The 20,774-nt window shown below is 59.2% G+C and carries 16 protein-coding genes; all 16 read left to right on the forward strand.

All coding sequences use genetic code 11. From position 1 onward, the window contains the following. The first annotated feature begins 199 nt into the window (after positions 1–199). Entirely contained in the window at positions 200–2,902 is a 2,703-nt protein-coding gene (gene secA, locus GDA65_14250) for a preprotein translocase subunit SecA (protein MBA5863854.1), read from the forward strand. 409 nt (positions 2,903–3,311) lie between these two features. Next, positions 3,312–4,487 (forward strand): SAM-dependent methyltransferase, encoded by a 1,176-nt coding sequence (locus GDA65_14255; GenBank protein ID MBA5863855.1) that lies wholly within the window; start codon positions 3,312–3,314, stop codon positions 4,485–4,487. 82 nt (positions 4,488–4,569) lie between these two features. Then, the gene (locus tag GDA65_14260; GenBank protein ID MBA5863856.1) at positions 4,570–4,941 is read left to right on the forward strand and encodes an NADH-quinone oxidoreductase subunit A; all 372 of its coding nucleotides are present in this window, start codon (positions 4,570–4,572) and stop codon (positions 4,939–4,941) included. Between the two features lie 147 nt (positions 4,942–5,088). Continuing rightward, the gene (locus GDA65_14265) at positions 5,089–5,568 is read left to right on the forward strand and encodes an NADH-quinone oxidoreductase subunit B (protein MBA5863857.1); all 480 of its coding nucleotides are present in this window, start codon (positions 5,089–5,091) and stop codon (positions 5,566–5,568) included. A 15-nt stretch (positions 5,569–5,583) separates the two neighbouring features. Beyond that, on the forward strand, positions 5,584–7,335 hold the full coding sequence (locus GDA65_14270; GenBank protein ID MBA5863858.1) for an NADH-quinone oxidoreductase subunit D: 1,752 nt from the start codon (positions 5,584–5,586) through the stop codon (positions 7,333–7,335). A 123-nt stretch (positions 7,336–7,458) separates the two neighbouring features. Next, positions 7,459–7,995 carry an NADH-quinone oxidoreductase subunit NuoE gene (gene nuoE, locus GDA65_14275; GenBank protein ID MBA5863859.1) on the forward strand — a complete coding sequence of 179 codons (537 nt, stop codon included), beginning with the start codon at positions 7,459–7,461 and terminating at the stop codon, positions 7,993–7,995. A gap of 87 nt (positions 7,996–8,082) precedes the next feature. Then, entirely contained in the window at positions 8,083–9,390 is a 1,308-nt protein-coding gene (gene nuoF, locus GDA65_14280) for an NADH-quinone oxidoreductase subunit NuoF (GenBank protein ID MBA5863860.1), read from the forward strand. A gap of 36 nt (positions 9,391–9,426) precedes the next feature. Continuing rightward, positions 9,427–12,096 (forward strand): NADH-quinone oxidoreductase subunit NuoG, encoded by a 2,670-nt coding sequence (nuoG, locus tag GDA65_14285; protein ID MBA5863861.1) that lies wholly within the window; start codon positions 9,427–9,429, stop codon positions 12,094–12,096. A gap of 24 nt (positions 12,097–12,120) precedes the next feature. Beyond that, entirely contained in the window at positions 12,121–13,188 is a 1,068-nt protein-coding gene (gene nuoH / locus GDA65_14290; GenBank protein ID MBA5863862.1) for an NADH-quinone oxidoreductase subunit NuoH, read from the forward strand. 9 nt (positions 13,189–13,197) lie between these two features. After that, positions 13,198–13,773 carry an NADH-quinone oxidoreductase subunit NuoI gene (nuoI, locus tag GDA65_14295; GenBank protein ID MBA5863863.1) on the forward strand — a complete coding sequence of 192 codons (576 nt, stop codon included), beginning with the start codon at positions 13,198–13,200 and terminating at the stop codon, positions 13,771–13,773. Positions 13,774–13,903: 130 nt separating this feature from the next. Then, entirely contained in the window at positions 13,904–14,416 is a 513-nt protein-coding gene (locus GDA65_14300) for an NADH-quinone oxidoreductase subunit J (protein ID MBA5863864.1), read from the forward strand. 14 nt (positions 14,417–14,430) lie between these two features. Continuing rightward, positions 14,431–14,736: an NADH-quinone oxidoreductase subunit NuoK gene (nuoK, locus tag GDA65_14305; GenBank protein ID MBA5863865.1), complete on the forward strand. Its 306-nt coding sequence runs from the start codon at positions 14,431–14,433 to the stop codon at positions 14,734–14,736. Positions 14,737–14,752: 16 nt separating this feature from the next. Then, the gene (nuoL, locus tag GDA65_14310; GenBank protein MBA5863866.1) at positions 14,753–16,651 is read left to right on the forward strand and encodes an NADH-quinone oxidoreductase subunit L; all 1,899 of its coding nucleotides are present in this window, start codon (positions 14,753–14,755) and stop codon (positions 16,649–16,651) included. Between the two features lie 69 nt (positions 16,652–16,720). Continuing rightward, entirely contained in the window at positions 16,721–18,280 is a 1,560-nt protein-coding gene (locus GDA65_14315; GenBank protein ID MBA5863867.1) for an NADH-quinone oxidoreductase subunit M, read from the forward strand. Next, complete coding sequence (nuoN, locus tag GDA65_14320) at positions 18,277–19,752, forward strand: NADH-quinone oxidoreductase subunit NuoN (protein MBA5863868.1); 1,476 nt, start codon at positions 18,277–18,279, stop codon at positions 19,750–19,752. The genes GDA65_14315 and nuoN overlap by 4 nt, the downstream gene beginning before the upstream one ends. A gap of 138 nt (positions 19,753–19,890) precedes the next feature. After that, on the forward strand, positions 19,891–20,742 hold the full coding sequence (locus tag GDA65_14325) for a YihY family inner membrane protein (protein MBA5863869.1): 852 nt from the start codon (positions 19,891–19,893) through the stop codon (positions 20,740–20,742). The last annotated feature ends 32 nt before the right edge of the window (positions 20,743–20,774 follow it).

A 20,774-nucleotide genomic window follows, 5' to 3' on the forward strand; every position in this document is an offset into this window, starting at 1 on the left:
TGAGGTTCACTATAGATCTCAACGCACCCGAAAGCAACGACGAGACCCGCTTCAGAGCCGTTCATCGCGAAGCAGTTGAGACCGTCGCACCTGTTTCGGTAGGATTCGATGACGGATTCCTGTATACTCCGCCGCCGAGCCCATGCCCGAGCGGCGAGCTCTGCCCGTAGCGGGCTCGTGAAATTGAAGGTACGTCTGCATGCTGACCCAAGTCCTGAACATCATATTCGGCAGTAAAAACGACCGTGAGATCAAGGCATTGCGCCCGATTGTCGAGCGGATCAACGGGCTGGAAACAAGCCTCACGCCGCTGTCCGATCAAGCCCTGGCGGAGAAAACGCCAGAATTCAAAAAGCGTCTCGAAGACGGTGACACGCTCGATGACATTCTGCCCGAGGCCTTTGCGGTGTGCCGTGAGATGTCCCGCCGGCGCTTGAACATGCGGCACTTCGACGTGCAGCTGATCGGCGGCATGATTTTGAACAAAGGCCGGATCGCCGAAATGAAGACCGGTGAGGGGAAAACCCTGGTCGCGACCCTTCCGCTCTATCTCAATGCGCTGGAAGGCAAGGGCGCCCACCTGGTCACGGTCAATGATTATCTCGCGAAACGCGACGCTCAGTGGATGGCCCAGCTCTATCATGCGCTCGGCCTCACGGTCGGCATTATTCAGCACGACGCCTCTTTTCTCTACGATCCGACTTACGAAGCGGCGGACAAACGCCTCCAGCATCTCCGGCCCTGCAGCCGGCATGAGGCCTATCGTGCCGACATCACGTACGGGACCAACAACGAGTACGGCTTCGATTATCTGCGCGACAACCTGATCGTCAGCGACCTCAGTCAATGTGTCCAGCGCCCGCTGCACTTCTCCATCGTGGACGAAGTCGACAGCATCCTGATCGACGAAGCGCGCACCCCCTTGATCATTTCCGGCCCGACGGACCAAACCACGGACTTGTATTACCGCATCAATTCGATTATTCCGCAGCTCAAGCCGGAGCATGACTTTACGATCGAGGAAAAGACCAAGACCGCGTCGCTCACCGAAGAAGGCAACGTCCGGGTGGAAAAACTGCTGGGCGTGGATAACCTCTACGACCTGCAGCACATGGATCTGGTGCACCATGTCGTCAAAGCCCTGCAGGCCTACGCGCTCTACAAACGTGACGTGGACTATGTGGTGAAGGACGGCGAGGTCATCATCGTCGATGAGTTTACCGGCCGCTTGATGCCGGGCCGCCGATGGAGCGACGGGTTGCATCAGGCCGTGGAAGCCAAGGAAGGCGTGAAGATCGCCAATGAAAATCAAACCCTGGCGTCGGTGACCTTCCAGAATTATTTCCGCATGTACAAGAAGCTGGCGGGCATGACCGGCACCGCCGACACGGAAGCGGGCGAGTTCGCCAAGATCTATAATCTGGACGTCAACGTGGTCCCGACCAACCGGTCCATGATCCGCAAAGACTACGCCGACGTCGTCTTCCGGACCGAAAAAGAAAAGTTCACGGCCATCGTCGAAGAAATCAAGGACTGCCATGAGCGCGGACAACCGGTCCTGGTCGGCACCATTTCCATCGAGAAATCCGAGCGTCTGGCGGGGTACTTGAGCCGCAACGGCATCAAACACAACGTGTTGAACGCCAAGTTCCACGAGAAGGAAGCGGAAATCATCGCCCAGGCCGGCCGCAAAGGCGCCGTCACCATCGCTACCAACATGGCAGGCCGCGGCACAGACATTCTCCTGGGCGGCAACGCCGACTTCCTGTTCAAACGGATTCTCTATCAGGACGAAACGCTGACGGATGCGCGCAAGCAGGAAATTTTCGACGAGATCAAGGCCGATTGCGAAAAGGACAAGCAGGCGGTGGTCGCCGCGGGGGGCCTGCACATCCTCGGAACTGAGCGGCATGAAAGCCGCCGCATCGACAACCAGCTCCGCGGCCGCGCCGGCCGTCAGGGCGATCCCGGATCGTCACGTTTCTACCTCTCGCTCGAAGACGATCTCATGCGGATTTTCGCCTCCGAACGCGTCTCGCAAATGATGCTCAAGCTGGGGATGGAAGAAGGCGTGCCAATCGAACATGGCATGGTCACGCGCGCCATTGCGAACGCGCAAAAAAAGGTTGAAGCGCATAATTTCGAAGTCCGCAAACAGCTCCTCGAATACGACGATGTCATGAACAAGCAGCGGGAAGTGATCTACCAGCACCGGCATGCCGTACTGGCAGGCGAGCACATCCAGCAGGACATTCACGACATGATGCGGGATCTGGTCAATGCCTTCGTCGACACCTACTGTCCGGTTGATCAATACCAAGAAGAATGGGATTTCAACGGCCTCGAGGAGGCGCTGCACGGCCAGTTCGCCCTCGACATCACCCAGGGCAAAGGACGTGTGGCCGACCATTTCAAAGACGTCGGCCGCGATGCGATCATCGAAGAAATCCAAACACAGGTCCGGCAGGCTTATGACCACAAAGAGCAGGAACTCAGCTCCGAACTGATGCGGTATCTCGAAAAGATGCTGTTGCTGCAAGTGATCGACCACCATTGGAAAGATCACCTGCTGGGCATGGACCACCTGCGGGACGGCATCGGCCTGCGAGGCTACGGGCAGAAAGATCCGCTGATCGAATACAAACGCGAAGGGTTCGACATGTTCTCCTCCATGATGGAGCGCATCAAATCCGATGTGCTGGAGCGCATGTTCCGCGTGCAGGCTGTCAGAGGCGAACAACCGCCCCCCGTTCCCGAACCGACCCCGCCGCCACAGATGGTGCTCAATCGCAGTGACGAACCGGCGCCACAGAGCGTCCAGCATCAGGCGGACAAGGTTGGCCGAAACGATCCCTGCCCCTGCGGCTCAGGCAAGAAATACAAAAAGTGCCACGGAGCGTAGCAAGGGACCGACCCAGCCCGCGCTGCTTCGCACGGAAGTTCCACCGGCCTACGCTTCGGGTGCCTCAGCTGCGCAACCCGTTCCTCCTTCCTACAAAAAATCACAATTAGGAACTGAAGGGGCTACAACGGTCTCCCAGGTTTATCACTCTTTTCATTTGGAGGTGGACCAGGTGGCCTCCAGCTGCGCGCGTTGAACAGGGGCCTTCCGAGGCCGCGCGTTCCGCGAGCAACGGAGGTCCCCTTGTTCCCCTGCTCCACCATGCCCAAACCGGGTCTTTTCGCCTTGACTTGCCGCTGAGGCAGCGGCTAATCTAACCCCCTCTTTTCCCTAGAGAATCCGGTAGAAGCGCGGTTTGTTGCGATGACGCCTGAACCGGCAGTCGACTACCGACAAGGGTGGTGTCACTTTGAGCACTGGGCATCCACAACTCCTGGCGGAAATCAGGGCTGAAATCGCAGCGGCGGGCCCCATTCCCTTCGCTCGTTTCATGGAGCTCGCCCTGTACCATCCGCAATACGGTTATTACGTTCGTCCCGTCGACGATCCGACGCAGGAACGCATCGGCTGGTCGGGTGATTTCTATACGAGTTCCGATGTGCATGCGATTCTCGGCCAAGCGCTGGCTAAACAGGCGCAGCAACTCGATGCCTGCCTCGGACACCCAAATCCCTTCACCGTCGTGGAAATGGGGCCGGGCAAAGGATTGCTGGCGCGTGATTTTCTCACCGCCTGCCAAGACGCTCCCGCGAACCTCAGCGAGCGACTCCGGTACATCCTGATCGAACGCAGCGCCTCGATGCGCGCGCTTCAGCATCACCACCTCGCGCCGTGGATCGGCCGGGCCGGGCACGTGGCCTGGCTCGATCGCCTGGAAGATCTCCCGACGGGCAGCGTCACCGGATTCTTCTTTTCCAACGAATTGGTCGACGCCTTTCCCGTGCATCGCCTGGCGGTAATTGATGGCCGCCCGCAGGAAATCTATGTGGACGTTCGCGACGACGGCTTCGCGGACATCCATCGTCCCCTTTCGGATGAACTGGCGGCCCATTTACGGGAAGGCGGCATCAGCCTGCCCGATGGCTATCGCGCGGAAATCAATCTCAAGGCGGTCCACTGGATGAAACAGGTGGCGCAGGCAATGGCACGCGGCGTTGTGCTGACGATCGATTACGGGCACACCGCCGAAGATCTCTACGGACCGGAACGCAAGAACGGGACATTTCTCTGCTACTACAGTCAAACGACTACTGAAGATGCGTACCAGCGAGTCGGCGAGCAGGACATGACCGCCCATGTGGACTTCACCGCCCTGGCGCAAGCTGGCCAACAGGCTGGCTTAGATGTGACGGGCTTTACGAATCAGATGAGTTTCCTGATCGGCCTGGGCGCCGAACAGTTCCTGGAGTCGCTGCAGCCCGAATCGGCGGAGTTTTATGCCGCCATTCACCTGCTGCGGCCGGAGGGAATGGGGCGGACGTTCAAAGTGCTCGTGCAACATACGGGCATGGACAAACCCGAATTGGACGGCCTGAAGTTCAAGCCGTTCTTCGGATCGATTTTGGCGGCTCAATCAGCCGCGTAGCAAGAGCCCGAACGAGAGCCGCCATCGTGCCGCTCGTCGTTTCACGTGTTACGTTTAACCTTTTACGCGTCACGGGCACACCATGGGTAACGAAGCCGCGCCGCTGAATTACATCCCGATCCTGATCTTTATCGTGATCGCGTTTGCGTTCGGAGCGGTGCAGATTCTGCTGGGGCGCATTGTCCGGCCGAGCCGGCCGTACCGCGCCAAACTCGCGCCCTATGAAAGCGGCAGCCCGTTGTTTTCGGACGCGAAGGTGCAGTTCCCGATTCGCTACTACATCATTGCGATGTTGTTCGTGATCTTCGATATCGAAATCGTGTTCATGTTTCCATGGGCGGTCGCATTCAAGAAGCTTGGGCTGGTAGGACTGGTAGAGATGGTGGTGTTTATTGGAATTTTGATCGTCGGGTTCTGGTATGCGTGGAAAAAAGGGGCGCTCGAATGGGACTGAGCATGGGAGCTAGGGTGAACAGCCTGGCCACCTCTGTCGCTCGCGGAACGCGCGGCCGCAGAAGGCCCTCGTTCGACGCGCGCAATCAGAGGCGGCCAGACCGCTCATTCTCCTTCTCGCGAGAGAAAATGGGAAAGTGAGAGGACTATGAGTTTCCTAGAAAGACAGCTGGATGCCAATATCCTGACGACGAATCTCGATGCGTTCGTCGGCTGGGCGCGCAAATCGTCGTTGTGGCCGATGACATTCGGGTTGGCCTGTTGTGCCATCGAAATGATCGCGAGCGTCTCCTCACGGTATGACATCGATCGATTCGGTGCCGGCGTCTTCCGCGCCTCGCCGCGCCAATCGGACCTGATGATCGTGGCCGGGACAGTGTCCCGCAAGATGGCCCCCGTCATTCGCCGTATTTACGACCAGATGGCCGAGCCACGCTATGTTATTTCCATGGGGTCCTGCGCGACCTCCGGCAACCATTACAACAGTTATGCCGTCGTGCAAGGCGTCGATCAGATTGTTCCGGTGGATGTGTATATTGCCGGCTGCCCGCCTCGTCCGGAAGCCTTGATCGACGGGCTCTTAAAATTGCAGCAAAAAATTCAGCGCGAAAAGATTTTCGTCAAGTAATCCGCTCTACTCACGATGCAACCGCTGCTTGAACGACTCATGACCACGTTTCCCGACGCCGTCCGCGGCGTGGAAGTGGATGCCGCTCGAAACGAAGTGACGGCGCGCGTGTCTGCTGCGCGCATCGTTGACGTGGCGCGCTGGCTGCATGACACGCCGGAAGCAGCGTTCGATCACATCACCGATATCTGCTCGGTCGACTACCCGAACGACTCAGAACGGTTTGAGGTGATTTACCAGCTGTTGTCGCTCGCGCACCGCCGGCGCATCCGACTCAAAGCGCGCATTACCGAAGAGCGTCCGGAAATCGCCTCCGTGACTGGTATCTGGAAGGGCGCGGATTTCATGGAGCGCGAAGTCTACGACCTGATGGGGATCACCTTCCTGGGGCATCCCGACCTTCGACGCATTCTCCTGCCGGAAGACTACGAGGAGGGCCACCCGCTGCGGAAGGACTTTCCTGCTGAAGGGCGGGGCTGGCGCAGTTCGTTTCCATTCATCCCCCGTTTGGACGAAGCCCCTGAGGAACAATCGGAGGGTGAAATTCCCGAGTCGGAGAAACAGATCTATCGGGCAACCGAACAGCCAAGCGGTACGCGCCGGCGGGAAGAACTCCTGCTGAACATGGGCCCCCAGCATCCCAGCACCCACGGCGTGCTTCGGGTGGTGTTGGAACTGGACGGCGAGCGGATCGTGAAGGCCACCCCCGATCTCGGCTATCTCCATCGCGGCGTCGAAAAGCTGGCGGAAGGCCTCCATTATATGCAGGTCATCCCCCACACCGACCGGCTCGACTATGTGTGCGCGATGACGAATAACTACGCCTATGTCCGCGCAGTGGAAAAGCTCCTGGACATCACCGTGCCGGAACGGGCGGAGTACGTCCGCACCATCGTCGCGGAGATGCAGCGGATCGTCGGCCATCTGTTCTGGCTCGGCACCCAGGCGCTGGACATCGGCGCCATGACCGTTTTCTTCTGGACGTTTCGCGAACGCGAAATCCTGCTGGACATGTTCGAAAAGTTGTGCGGCGCGCGCCTGACGTTGAACTATTACCGCATCGGCGGAGTCGACAGCGATTTTACGCCCGATCTGGTGACGCGGCTGAAGGCCTTCCTGCACACGTTTCCGGATAAGGTCAATGAATACAATCAGCTGCTGATGTCCAACCGCATCTGGGTGGGGCGGACGAAGGACATCGCGGTGATCTCGGCGGAGGACGCGATCAATTTCGGCCTCACCGGCCCGACGCTCCGGGGATCGGGCGTCGATTACGACATCCGCAAGTATGAGCCCTACGGCGCCTACGACAAGGTCGAATGGGAAGTGCCCGTCGGCAAGCGGGGCGACACCTACGATCGCTACTGGGTCCGCATGGAGGAAATGCGGCAAAGCGCCAGGATCATCGCCCAGTGCCTCGACCAGATGCCGGAGGGATCGATCATGGCGGATGTGCCGCACGTGATACCTCCGCCCAAGGCGAAGGTCATGCGCGACATGGAGAGCCTGATTCACCACTTCATTATTTTCACCCAGGGATTCAAGCCGCCGAAGGGCGAAACCTATTGCGGCACCGAAGTGCCCAAAGGCGAGCTGGGATTCTTTCTCGTCAGCGACGGCAGCCCTCGCCCCTATCGGCTTAAGATTCGCGCCCCGTCCTTCATCCACATGGGCGCGTTTGACCATATGGCGCGCGGGTACCTGATTTCAGACATCATCACGATCTTCGGCACCTACGACATCGTGATGGGAGAGTGTGATCGGTGAGTCGATGAGCCGTGTACTACCTGTGCTCGCGCAACGCGCGGTCTCAGAAGACCCTCGTTGGACGCGCGCAGACTGAAGCACCCGGCTCACGCCTCACCTGAACTGAAGCGTGGAGTGCGAGCGATGTTGAAGGAAAAATACCAGGGCGAAATCGACGAGATCCTTTCCCGTTATCCGGTAAAGCGGTCGGCACTATTGCCGCTGCTCTACCTGGCGCAGCGCGAAGAGGGGTATGTGACAGAAGCCGCCATGCAGGAAATCGCCGGGATCTTGAAGCTGACCCCGCCGCAGGTGTATGAGACGGCCACCTTTTATACGATGCTGAACCTGAGGCCGGTGGGAAAGTTCCACCTGCAGGTCTGCAAGTCGTTGATGTGCGCCCTGGTCGGCTCGGACACCGTCATCGGGTGGATCAGCGCGAAGCTGGGTATCAAGCCGGGCGAAACGACCCCGGACAAACTGTTTACCCTCAGTATCGTCGAATGCCTGGCCGCTTGCGGGACCGGCCCGATGATGCAGGTGAATGACGATTATTACGAACGACTGACGGAAGAGAAGCTCGATCGCATTCTGGAGGATTTGCGCCAGACAGGCACATCCTCGCTGAAGACCGGACCGTTCATGTGGCCGGAACCGGCCGCGGCGAAATCGGGGGCATGAACCGTGAGGCGTAACACGTGAAACGACGCGTCACGATCACAGCTCTGAACTTTTCATCTTTCACCTTTTTCGTTTCACGCTGAAGTTATGCGCACGTACGAGCCTATTCTGCTGAAGAACATGCTACAGCCCGGTTATGCCGGCTCGCTGCCGGACTATGAACGCGCGGGCGGATACCAGGCGTTGCGAAAAGTACTGGGAAAAGTCACCCCCGCAGAGGTCACCGCCGTGGTCATGAAGTCCGGCTTACGCGGACGCGGCGGAGCCGGATTTCCGACCGGGGTGAAATGGGGATTTTTGCCCAAGGATTATCAGGGGCCTCGTTACCTCTGTTGCAATGCCGACGAGAGCGAACCGGGGACGTTCAAGGACCGCCAGCTGATTGAGCGTGACCCGCATCAATTGCTCGAAGGCATGCTGCTGGCCTGCTATGCCATCGGCGCGGCCAGTTCATACATTTATATTCGCGGTGAGTTTGTCCTCGGCGCTCGGATTCTCGAAGCGGCCATCAAGGAAGCTCGCGCCGCCGGGTACATCGGCAAGAATATTCTCGGCACCGGTATCTCCATCGACATCTGGGTTCATCGCGGAGCCGGCGCCTATATTTGCGGGGAAGAAACGGCCCTGCTGGAATCGCTGGAAGGCAAACGCGGTCTCCCGCGCGTCAAGCCGCCGTTCCCGGCCACGCACGGCCTGTACAATAAACCGACCGTGGTGAACAACGTCGAAACTCTCGCCAACCTGCCGCATATCATGAATCGCGGGGCCGAATGGTTTGCCTCGATCGGGTCTCCGCCAAAAAGCACCGGCACGCGGGTGTTTTGCGTGAGCGGTCACGTGGCGCGGCCGGGCAATTACGAAGTCCCGATGGGCATCACCTTTCGCGAGTTGATCTACGAACAGGCCGGCGGCATGCGGTCGGACAAGAAACTCAAGGCCTTCATTCCAGGAGGCGCCTCTGCGCCCTTTCTCACGCCCGATCACCTCGACGTCAAGCTGGATTTCGAATCTGTGGCGCTGGCCGGATCGATGCTCGGTTCGGGCGGCGTGACGGTCATGGAAGAGGGCACCGACATGGTGTGGGCGGCCCTTCGACTGATGGAGTTTTTCTATCACGAGTCCTGCGGCAAGTGCAGTCCCTGCCGGGAAGGCAGTTCCTGGCTCGTACAGATCATGCGCCGGATCGTCAACAAACGCGGACGGATGGCGGACCTTGAAACCCTGACGGACCTATGTAAGAACATTGCGGGACGAACGGTCTGCGCCTTCGGCGATGCCGAGGTGTCGCCGATTTTGAGCACGATCAAACATTGGCGGCATGAATATGTCACGTATATCCACGCTGCGGAAACCGCGAACCTGATCCGGCCGGAACCGGCAGGAGCGAAACATTGACGTCTCTCGTGTCACGTTGCACGAATAACGGCCATTATGCCTGATCAAAAACCAGATACAGTCCGGCTCACCATCGACGGCACCACCGTTGCGGTTCCCAAAGGGACCCTCGTGATCGAAGCCGCGCGGCGCGTCGGGGTCATGATTCCGCATTTCTGCTACCACCCCAAGCTGAAGCCGGATGCGAACTGCCGGATGTGCCTCGTCGAAGTCGAAAAGATGCCGAAGCTGCAAACCGCCTGCAGCACGCCGGTTGCCGAAGGCATGGCCGTGAGAACCGCCACCACCACGGTGGACGATGCGCACAAGTCGGTGTTGGAATTCATCCTGGCCAACCATCCGCTCGATTGCCCGGTCTGCGACCAGGGCGGAAAGTGCGACCTTCAAGATTTCTCGCATCAATACACGCCGACCACCAGCCGGTTTACGGAAACCAAGCGGATCTTCCCCAAAGAGTACTTCAGCCCGCTCATCGAAACGCAGATGAATCGCTGCGTGCAGTGCTTGCGCTGCGTCCGGTATTGCGACGAAATTATGGACGTCAAAGCCCTGGCTCCGGTCGGCCGCGGCACGATGACGGAAATCAAACACTTCGGCCCGCATGAACTCGACTGCGAATTCTGCGGCGGCTGCATCCAGATCTGCCCGGTCGGCGCCATCACGAGCCGGCTGTCCATGTATGAATACCGGCCCTGGATGCTCAAACGAGCCGATACGATCTGCACCTTCTGCGGCGACGGCTGCCGGATCACCGTGCAGACCAAAGAGAACGAACTCATTGAAGTGAATTCTTCCCACGGCGCCGGCCGGAATAACGGCGATCTCTGCGCGCGCGGATTCTTCGGCTTCCATGCCAGCACCCACGCCGGACGCCTCACCCAGCCATTGATCCGCCGTGACGGCGTATTGGTGCAAGCCACCTGGGAAGACGCGCTCGAATATGTCGCCGAACAGGCTCTCCGTGTAAAACTGGCCAGCGGCCCCGATGCGTTCGGAGGCCTCATTACCTCCCGCTGCACGAACGAAGACCTCTACGTCTTCCAGAAATTCATGCGCCAGGTGATCGGCACCAACCGGATCGATAGCAGCGCGCGCTACGGCCACCTGAGCGCGGTGCGGGCGCTGCGGCGCGTGCAAGGCACCCACCGCTGGACTATCGCCTTCGAAGACATTGTGGCCGCCAACGCCATCCTGCTGGTCGGCACCAATATCACGGAGACCAGCCCCATTACCGGCCTCAAGGTCAAGGAAGCCGTAAAGAAGCGTCAAGCGAGTCTGGTCACGATAGAGTCCCTGGAACCGGCCGTCGATACCCTGAGCAATATTGCGAACCTGGCCACGCAGCATTTTTCCACCCATCCCGGGCAGATCGGCAATCACGTCTTGGGCTTGATCAAGGCCGTCATTGACGGCAACCTGGTGGATGCCGGCCTGGCTGAACAAGCCCCGGCCTTCGTGCAACGGCTCACCGCCGCCCTGGAGCCAATCTCCTGGGACAGACTCGAAACCGCGACCGGGCACGGCCGCTCGCAATGGGCCGAGACTGCCAAACTGCTAGCCGCGGCCAAACGAGTGGTGATCCTGGTTGGCAATGGCGTCCTGCGCCATCCCGGCGGAGAGGGAACGACCACGAATCTCCTGGACCTCCTCATCCTTCTCGGCAAACTGAATCAGCCCGGTTGCGGGCTCGGGCCCCTGGCTCAAGAAAACAACGACCAGGGCGCGGTCGAGATGGGGGCTGTGCCTGAATTTCTCCCTGGACCGGCCCCGATCAACGATCAATCAGCCAGGGACCGTCTCTCATCCGCGTGGCGCGAGGAACTGCCCCGCACGCCCGGCATCCCGCTGACCGAGATGCTTGCCGACGCCAACAAGGGGGCTCTCAAGGCACTCTTGGTGATCGGCGAGAATCCCGTCGGCACGTTGCCGTCCGCGGCGCAAGCAAAAGAAGCCTTCGCCAAATTGGAACTGCTGGTCTGTCAGGAGTTATTTCTCACCGAAACGGCGGCAATGGCCCACGTGGTACTCCCCGCCTGTTCGTATGTGGAAAAGGACGGCACCTTCACCAATTCCGAGGGCCATGTGCAAACCGTTCGGCAGGCGATCAATCCAATCGGTGACAGTCGGCCCGATTGGGAAATATTGTCGGCCATCTCGGTCTTGATGGGCTCCCCGCTGGAATATGGCGATGCGCGGGAAATCCTGAAAGAAATTCGTAGCGTCATCCCCGGATATGGCTTGCTAGGACCGACGCCCACGTCACCCAAGGTGGATCAGGCCGTCCTCCTCCGCTATCTCGCGGAAGGCGCCTCGACCGACATGGCCGCGCGATATGCCCTGCGCCAGGCGCCCACATCCAGAGATACATCATTGACCCTGATGTTCACGCAAACCCTGTTCCACTCAGGCAAACTGTCCACCCGTTCCAAGGGACTCCTGCAACTGCAGCAGGAAGGGTTTCTGTCGATCAATCCGGCGGATGCGGCCAGGTTGGGGCTGACGGAGGGCGACAAGGTCACGGTCTCGAACGCACGCGCCTCCATCACCACGACAGCAAAGGTCCGGGAGCGTGTGCCGGCTGGCCTCTTGTGGTTTCCTGAACATTTCGACGGCGAGGCCAAGGAACTCGTTGAATGGATGATTGATCCCCAGACTCAAATCCCCTATTTTAAGCTCGCGCACGTGTCTCTGGCGAAGGTCTCGTAGGACGGGACGAGGAGTATTGCTGTTATGGAAATCGGATTACGACTGGCGGTGTCGTTAGCTCAGATCGCCGCAGTAATGGGAGTGGTGATGCTCACCGTCATGGTCCTGACCCTCGCGGAGCGGAAAGTGCTCGGCTGGATGCAGGATCGCATGGGCCCGATGGAAGTCGGCCCCTACGGCGTGCTTCAACCGATCGCCGACGGACTGAAACTCTTCTTCAAGGAAGACATCATTCCGGCCGGCGCGAACAAGTTCCTCTTCACCTTGGCGCCGATTCTCGCCCTGGTACCGGCCATGATCGGGTTTGCCGTGATTCCGTTCGGCCCGACCATGACCATCGAGCTGTTCGGCATGCAGATCAAGCCCTTCGTCATCAGCGATATCAACATCGGCATCCTCTATATCCTGGCCTTTGCCTCCATCGGGGCCTACGGCATCATCCTCGGCGGCTGGTCCTCGAACAGCAAATACTCCCTCCTTGGCGGACTCCGTTCCGCCGCGCAGGTGATCAGTTACGAATTGAACGTCGGCCTTGCGATCGTGGGCGTCATCCTCCTATCCGGCTCTCTGAGCCTGGTGAAAATCACCGAGGCGCAGGCCGGCGGGTTCTGGAACTGGTTCATCATCGCCATGCCGTTCCCGCAGATTTTCGCCTTCGTGGTCTATGTCATTTCATCGGTGGCGGAAACGAACCGCGTGCCGTTCGATCTTCCGGAAGCGGAAAGCGAACTGGTGGCGGGATTCTTCACCGAATACAGCGGCATGCGCTTCGCATTTTTCTTCATTGCGGAATACGCCAACATGATCCTGGTGTCCTGCGTCGCGGCAGCGCTGTTCCTGGGCGGCTGGAATGCCCCGTATCCCGGCACCCTCCTCGGACACCTCGGGCTCGACGGCCTGGCCTGGATTGAAAACGTCGTCTGGTTCGCCGCCAAGGTCTACTTCTTCCTGTTCCTGTTCTTCTGGTTGCGGGCCACATTGCCCCGCCTGCGGTATGACCAGCTCATGCGGTTCGGATGGAAGGTGATGTTGCCCATCGCCCTTGGCAATATCGTGTTGACGGCTATCGCCGCCTATTTCTTCCCGCGGTAACGGAGCGAGATGAACGTCGCCATCACGGCACAGCCTAAGCGGAAACCGTCCTTCAGCGATTGGCTGAAAACGTTGACCTTCTATGAACTGCTGGTGGGCATGAAGGCCACGCTCAAGCACCTGCTCAGCTATAAACCGATCACGTTGCAATACCCGCATGAGAAACGCCTCCTCCCCGATAACTATCGCGGGATGCTGGCGTTGTTGCGGTATGACGACGGAACGGAGAAATGCGTCGGCTGCGACCTGTGCGAAGCGGCCTGCCCTTCGCGCGTGATCCGGGTCGTCAGCGGCGAAGTCCCGGGGGAACCGACGAAGCGGTATTCCAAGGAATACTATATGGATATGACGCGATGCCTCTTCTGCGGCCTCTGCGTCGACGCCTGTCCCGTGGATGCCCTGGCCATGACCCGCGAATTCGAATGGGCCGTATACGACAAGCGCCAACTCCATCTCAACAAGCAGCAGCTGCTTGCCATCGGCGATCGCGCCTATCCCGTCCGGGAAAAGCGCCTCGAGCTGCAACATCCGAACGTGGCGTTTTTTAACGTGACGTTCAAGCATCTCCCGCAAAAGGAGAACTAGGCCCTCCGCCTCGTCCTCCGTGCTGGCCCCCCACACAGAGACGAATGAGGCAAACAGGCTGCCACCGGGCAGAGAGCCAGCGCGACAGGGAGCAGGGCGTTTCGGTTGATTCGGACAAGATAACGGACGTATGGATCACATTTTCTTCTTTTATTTTGCTGCGGTGATCGCCACCACTTCCGTGCTGGTGGTCGCCTTGCGCAACCCGGTATACAGCGCGCTGGCGTTGTTGATCATGTTTTTTCATGTCGCGGGACTGTACATCACCCTGCACGCGGAGTTCCTGGCCGCGGTCCAAATCGTCGTCTATGCCGGCGCCATTTTGGTGCTCTACCTGTTTGTGGTCATGCTCCTGAGCATCAAATCTGAAGAGCGCTATCACAACCAACTCCCCGTGGCAGGCCTCCTGGGTGTGATGTTGTGCACTGAAGTCATCCTGTTGCTGATTCAATCCCGGACAGCAGCCTCGGCTCCGGCAATTCCAGCGGATCCCGTGGCGGAATCGGGCAATACGGAACTGATCGGGGAAGCCTTGTACTCGACCTATTTGTTCCCGTTTGAAGTCGCCTCGTTGATCCTGCTGGTCGCGATGATCGGGGCCATTATTCTGGCGAAGAAAGACATCAATGAACCCGTGCAGTAACAACCGGTAATCCCATGGCTGTCCCCTTATCCTACTATTTGATCCTGAGCGGGTTCGTGTTTCTCACCGGCGTGGTGGGAGTGCTCATCCGCCGGAACATCATTGTCATTTTGCTGTCGGTGGAGTTGATGTTGAATGCCACGAACATCAACTTCGTGGCCTTTTCGGAATATTTTCACAATGTGGCGGGGCAGGTGTTCGTGTTCTTTGCCTTGACCGTGGCGGCGGCGGAAGTGGCCGTAGGCCTGGCCATTATTATCGCTCTCCACCGAGCGCATTCATCCATCTATATCGACGACCTGAAGCTCTTGAAACGATAGGCCGACCTGACCAACGATGCTGTACGCGCTGATCCCATTTCTTCCCTTGTTCTCCTTTCTGATCGTCGGCATCGGCGAACAATGGATCAAGGACCGCGCGCATCTGGTAGCCGTCCCGGCTATGGTGGGCTCCTTCCTGCTGTCGCTCATGGCCTTGCATGATGTCGCGACCGGCCAGGCTGTCAACGTGCCCCTCTATACCTGGCTGACCTCGGGCAACCTGGACATTCACATCGGCATTTCCATCGATCGCCTGACCGCCGTCATGCTGATCCTCGTCACCACCGTCAGTACGCTGGTGCACATCTATACCATCGGGTACATGCACGGCGAGCCTGGGTACGCCCGCTTCTTCGCCTATATCGCGCTCTTCACCTTCTCGATGTTGATGCTGGTGATGGCGGACAATCTGTTGCAATTATTCGTATTCTGGGAAGCGGTCGGGCTCTGCTCCTACCTGCTGATCGGACACTGGTATGAACGGGCAAGCGCCTGCGCCGCCGCGACAAAGGCCTTCCTGGTTAACCGCGTCGGAGACTTCGGGTTCATCCTCGGCCTGTTCCTCGTCTGGTATTCCTTCGGCTCGCTCGACTATGCCACGGTGTTTGCGCAAGCTGGACAATTGGCCTCCAAGACCACAAACCTCCTCAGCCCGTTCGGCGGCACCTGGGACGTCTCGGTCATGACCATGATCTGTCTCCTGCTTTTTACCGGGGCAGTCGGCAAATCCGCGCAAGTGCCGCTCCATGTCTGGCTTCCCGATGCGATGGAAGGACCGACGCCGATTTCAGCCTTGATTCACGCCGCCACCATGGTCACGGCAGGCGTCTTCATGGTCGCGCGATTAGCCCCGCTCTACAACCTTTCACCCACAGCCATGACGGTCGTCGCGCTGGTCGGGGCACTCACGATGATGCTGGGCGCCACCATCGCCCTGACCCAGACGGACATCAAGCGCGTGGTGGCCTATTCGACCATGAGCCAGCTTGGGTACATGGTGATGGCCTGCGGCCTGGGCGCGTACAGCGCCGGCATGTACCACCTGCTCACCCATGGCGCCTTCAAGGCGCTTCTGTTTTTGGGCTGCGGCTCGGTCATCATCGCGCTCCACCACGAACAGGACATGCGCCACATGGGGGGATTGAAGGACACGCTCCCAATTACCTACTGGACCTTCCTGGTCGGTTCACTCGCGCTGGCCGGGTTCCCGCTGACCGCCGGGTTTTTCAGCAAGGATGATCTGCTGGTCTCCTCCTGGTCGGCCGGTCCTCTGGGCCAGGTCCTGACCATCTGCGGATTGCTGACGGCGGGATTGACCGCCTTCTATAGCTTCCGGCTCGTGTTCGTCACCTTCTGGGGCAAGTCCCGCGTCGATCCGCACCATGCGGGCCATCTTCACGAACCTTCAACGACGATGACCGCGCCATTGATGGTGCTGGCCGTGCTGAGTATTGTCGCCGGGTATCTGGGCATCCCGGCGTTTCTGGAACCGGTTTTTCATGGGGAAGGCGCAGGCGCCCATCACGAAAACAGCGCCGCCTTGGGCATCATGGCGCTGGCGACCCTCATGGGGCTGACTGGCATCGGCGCGGCCTACTACCTCTATGTGCTGAATCCCGGTTTGCCGGATCGCCTCGCGCAACAGTGGCGCGCGGCCTATGAGCTGTCTTTGCATAAATGGTACATCGACGAAGCCTACGACCGCTCCTTCGTCCGTCCGACCCTGTCGGCCGCGCAGGGGCTGTGGAAACATGTCGATGTGGCCGTCATCGACGGCGCCGTCAATGGAGTCGCCCGGGCGATTGCCTGGGGCGGCTGGTTGATCCGACTGACACAGAGCGGCCAGACGCAGCATTACGCTCTTGGCATGACACTGGGTGCCGTCGTCATCCTGACGGTGTATTTACTGCTGTAGTTGGAAGAGATTGTGGAACCACTGAAGACCGGTAGGTCCTTTTACGTTTCACCTGTGGAGTAGATTTTCGTGACCTCGTTCCCCTGGTTGAGCCTGATCGTCTTTTTCCCGCTGATCGGAGCCGTGCTTTGCTTCCTGGTCAAGGCCGAGTCCTCACGCTGGGTGGCGCTCGCCTTTACCATCGGCAATTTTTTCCTCTCTTTGCCGCTCTGGTGGTTGTTCGACACCTCTCACGCTCAGATGCAGTTCGTGGAGCGTGCCTCCTGGATCAATTCCCCGCCCGTGAACTATAGCCTGGGCATGGACGGCATCAGCTTCCCATTGGTGCTCATGACCACCTTCCTCATGCCGTTTTGCGTCACGGTGTCTTGGACGGCGATCGAAAAACGCGTGCCGCTGTTCATGTCAATGCTCCTGATCATGGAAACGGCAATGGTCGGTGTGTTCGTCGCGCTGGACTTCGTGCTGTTCTACGTGTTCTGGGAAGTCATGCTGATCCCGATGTATCTGTTGATCGGCGTCTGGGGTGGTCCGAATCGCCTGTATGCGGCGATCAAATTTTTCCTCTACACGTTGGCGGGCAGTTTGCTCCTGCTGGTCGCTATCCTCGCGCTGTATTTCCAGGGCGGGCATACCTTCGATATCCTTGAACTGAGTCGAGGGACGTATGGCGCCACACTCCAGATGTGGCTGTTCCTGGCCTTCTTCGCCGCCTTCGCGGTGAAGGTTCCGATGTTTCCCTTTCATACCTGGCTGCCGGACGCGCACGTGGAAGCCCCGACCGCAGGCAGCGTCATTCTCGCCAGCGTGCTGCTGAAAATGGGCACGTACGGATTTCTCCGCTTCACCTTGCCAATGCTTCCGGACGCCACCGTAGCGTTCACCAAACTGATGATTGCCCTGTCGATCGTGGCCATTATCTATGGGGCCTACATGGCGCTGGCGCAGACGGATATCAAGAAACTGATCGCATACTCCAGCGTCAGTCATATGGGCTTCGTCACGTTGGGCATTTTCGTCCTCAATATCCAGGGCATCGAAGGGGCGGTCATGCAGATGGTCAACCACGGAATCACCACGGGGGGGCTCTTCCTCTGTGTAGGCATCGTGTATGAACGGACCCATAGCCGTCAGATTCTGGACAATACCGGCCTGGCCGGGCCCATGCCGCGATATGCCATGTTTCTGATGATTTTTGCCTTGTCCTCCTTAGGGCTTCCGGGCACTAACAGTTTCGTCGGCGAATTTCTCGTCTTGGCCGGCACGTTCGTCTGGAGCCAGTTTGCTACGGCCTTCGCCGCATTGGGCATCATTCTGGCCGCCGCCTATATGCTCTGGCTCATGCAGCGGGTCGTATTCGGCACCCCTGCACCCGCGCATCGTGCCCATCTTCTTGACCTCAATGCCAGAGAGACGGCTACGCTCGTTCCGTTAATCGTCCTGGTCTTCGTGCTGGGTATTTTCCCCAATCCGTTATTGACCCGCATGCATGCCAGCGTGACGAATCTCCTGAACGGACAGAAGGCTCCGGCGTTTGCGACGGCCCCTCAGCAAGCCTCCCTGCCGAAAGCGGCGGCAACGATGGCGGCTATTCCCTCTTCACCTTCCCAACAGGCAGCGGCACGATGACTTTTCCACTCCAAGATCTCCTGGCCATTCTTCCCGAACTGATCGTCATCGGTACGGCCTGCCTCATTCTGGCATTAGACCCGATCCTGGGAGCAGACAAAAAGGACGTCCTCGCTTGGCTGACGCTGGGCGCTCTGGCGATGTGCATGGGCCTGACTTCGTCTCACCTGACCGGTCAAACCTATGCCTTCAGTAATCTGGTGGTGATCGATTCGTACGGCGCCTTCTGGAAACTCCTGTTGTATGTCGTGACCGGCCTCACCGTCCTCCTGTCTCTGGCCTATCTCAAAGCCGAGCGATTGAGCATCGGGGAATACTACGGCTTCATTCTGCTGGCATTGGCCGGGATGATGGTCATGGTGTCCGGCGCCGACCTGCTCACCATTTATCTCGGCACCGAACTGATGTCGCTCTCGCTCTATGTCATGGCCGGGTTAAAAAGAACGGAAGCCCGCTCGCTGGAAGCGTCAGCCAAGTATTTTGTGTTGGGCGCCTTCTCCTCCGGCGTCTTGCTGTACGGCATTTCCCTGCTCTTCGGTCTGGCCGGCAGCACGCGGCTGTCGGTGATTGCCGAGGCCATTACGGCGCAAGGCACCGCCAATCCGCTGCTGTCGCTGGCACTGGTGCTCCTGGCCGTCGGGTTCGGATTCAAGCTCGCGGTCGTGCCCTTTCATATGTGGACGCCGGACGTCTACCAGGGCGCGCCGACCTCGGTCACCGCCTTTATGGCCGTGGCCTCCAAAGCCGCCAGCTTCGGCGCCTTCCTCCGCGTGTTCGTGGAAGGCCTGGGAGGGGCGAGCGCTGACTGGTCGGTCCTGTTTACCATCATCTGTCTGGCCACCCTGGCGCTGGGAAATCTCGTCGCGATCGTACAGACCAGCATCAAACGCATGCTGGCCTACTCCAGCATCGCCCACGCGGGATATGCGCTCATCGGCGTCGTCGTGGCAGCCGGTCATAGGGGCGAAGCCGCCTCTAGCGGATTCGCCAGCGTGTTGCTGTATCTCGCCGTCTACTCTTTTATGACGCTCGGGGCCTTCGCCCTAGTCGGCATGTTGCGAAAAGAGGGACAAGAGAGCGAGAACATCGAGGATTACGCCGGACTGGCCAAACGTGAGCCGCTGGCGGCGTTTTTCATGCTGGTGTTTCTGATCTCGCTGGCCGGCATTCCTCCGACCGCAGGCTTTATCGGCAAGTTCTATATTTTTATGGCCGCCGTGAACGGCGGCATGACCTGGCTGGCGGTCGTCGCGGTCATTTTCGCCGCCATTTCCGCGTTCTACTACTTGCGGATTGTGATGGTGATGTACATGCGAGAACCCGAGGGAGCCGCGGCCTCTCAGTCACGGCTGGAAACCTCTCCCGCGCTGTCCTTCGTCCTCGCCTGTGCCATCGCCGGCGTGGTGTTTCTCGGCCTCTTCCCGAACGGCCTGTGGTCGCTGGCCACCCATGCGGCGCCGCTCCTGAAGTAGCCTCCCGGTGCCAGGGTTGCCACCCCACGTTGATCTGCATCCCGATTCTCGATGGTGCGCAGGCGTTCCTTGTCAGGCTTTCCTCAACGATCTTGGGCATCCATCGCTCCGCACCGATCCTGAATCGCGCGGGCCTGCATGACGGAACTCACATTTTTCTCCAACGTGTTCGACACCTTCAGGCGGCGCGGCTGTCCCAGCCTAGCAGCTTCGTTGGCGTTTTATTCGATCCTCTCCCTCTTCCCGATGGTATTCCTGCTGCTCTACGGCATCAGTTTCATCGTGAGCCAGGACGTAATCGGCTATCAGTTTCTGCTCGGGTTCCTGAAAGGGTTTCTCCCCAGCATGGGCGAACGCCTGGCCAGGGATATCCGGCGGGTCGCCGAACAAGAGGAAGTGCGCTGGGCGGTGTTTCTGGCATTCGGATGGTTCAGTGCGCTGGTGTTCTACGAATTAGACTATGCGATGAACACCGTGTTCGGCACGGCAGCCAAGCGGCATCCGTTGATTTCCACTCTGGTCGCCGTGGCCCTGATCTGGATGCTGGGATTTCTGACGCTCATCTCCTTCGTTGCCACCCAGGCCATCGAGTTACTCACCGCCTATGCGCCCCATTTTCTGGGCATGAATTTGGTGGCGATCGCGGCCCACGACTTTCTGCTCACCTATACGCTTCCCTTCCTGCTCGCCTTCGCGTCCGTCACCTGCTTGTACCGGTTTCTTCCTCACCAGCGGCCCACCTGGCGGGAAGCGACGATCGGTGGCGCGGTGTTCAGTCTCCTCTGGGTCTCCGCCAAGGTGCTCTTCGTCACCTATTTGGAAGATGCCGCCGTCTACACCCAAATGTACGGCTCCCTGCTCGAAGTCGTCTTACTGCTGCTGTGGGTATACTATTCTTCGGCGCTAGTTCTGCTGGGAGCCGTTGTCACCCATGAATGCCAATGCCGGCGCCCGGTCAGGCTGGACGAGTCGGCCACGCTGCCCGGTTGACCATCCCGCGTTGATGTCTCACACCTCACGGT

It is taken from the genome of Nitrospira sp. CR1.1, from assembly GCA_014055465.1.
Lineage (GTDB): Bacteria > Nitrospirota > Nitrospiria > Nitrospirales > Nitrospiraceae > Nitrospira_A.

What these genes read in the sequence shown, in the direction of transcription:
- secA (MBA5863854.1), top strand. Translation starts at nt 200, where the DNA reads ATGCTGACCCAAGTCCTGAACATCATATTCGGCAGTAAAAACGACCGT.
- GDA65_14260 (MBA5863856.1), top strand. Translation starts at nt 4,570, where the DNA reads ATGGGTAACGAAGCCGCGCCGCTGAATTACATCCCGATCCTGATCTTT.
- GDA65_14265 (MBA5863857.1), top strand. Translation starts at nt 5,089, where the DNA reads ATGAGTTTCCTAGAAAGACAGCTGGATGCCAATATCCTGACGACGAAT.
- GDA65_14270 (MBA5863858.1), top strand. Translation starts at nt 5,584, where the DNA reads ATGCAACCGCTGCTTGAACGACTCATGACCACGTTTCCCGACGCCGTC.
- nuoE (MBA5863859.1), top strand. Translation starts at nt 7,459, where the DNA reads ATGTTGAAGGAAAAATACCAGGGCGAAATCGACGAGATCCTTTCCCGT.
- nuoF (MBA5863860.1), top strand. Translation starts at nt 8,083, where the DNA reads ATGCGCACGTACGAGCCTATTCTGCTGAAGAACATGCTACAGCCCGGT.
- nuoG (MBA5863861.1), top strand. Translation starts at nt 9,427, where the DNA reads ATGCCTGATCAAAAACCAGATACAGTCCGGCTCACCATCGACGGCACC.
- nuoH (MBA5863862.1), top strand. Translation starts at nt 12,121, where the DNA reads ATGGAAATCGGATTACGACTGGCGGTGTCGTTAGCTCAGATCGCCGCA.
- nuoI (MBA5863863.1), top strand. Translation starts at nt 13,198, where the DNA reads ATGAACGTCGCCATCACGGCACAGCCTAAGCGGAAACCGTCCTTCAGC.
- GDA65_14300 (MBA5863864.1), top strand. Translation starts at nt 13,904, where the DNA reads ATGGATCACATTTTCTTCTTTTATTTTGCTGCGGTGATCGCCACCACT.
- nuoK (MBA5863865.1), top strand. Translation starts at nt 14,431, where the DNA reads ATGGCTGTCCCCTTATCCTACTATTTGATCCTGAGCGGGTTCGTGTTT.
- nuoL (MBA5863866.1), top strand. Translation starts at nt 14,753, where the DNA reads ATGCTGTACGCGCTGATCCCATTTCTTCCCTTGTTCTCCTTTCTGATC.
- nuoN (MBA5863868.1), top strand. Translation starts at nt 18,277, where the DNA reads ATGACTTTTCCACTCCAAGATCTCCTGGCCATTCTTCCCGAACTGATC.
- GDA65_14325 (MBA5863869.1), top strand. Translation starts at nt 19,891, where the DNA reads ATGACGGAACTCACATTTTTCTCCAACGTGTTCGACACCTTCAGGCGG.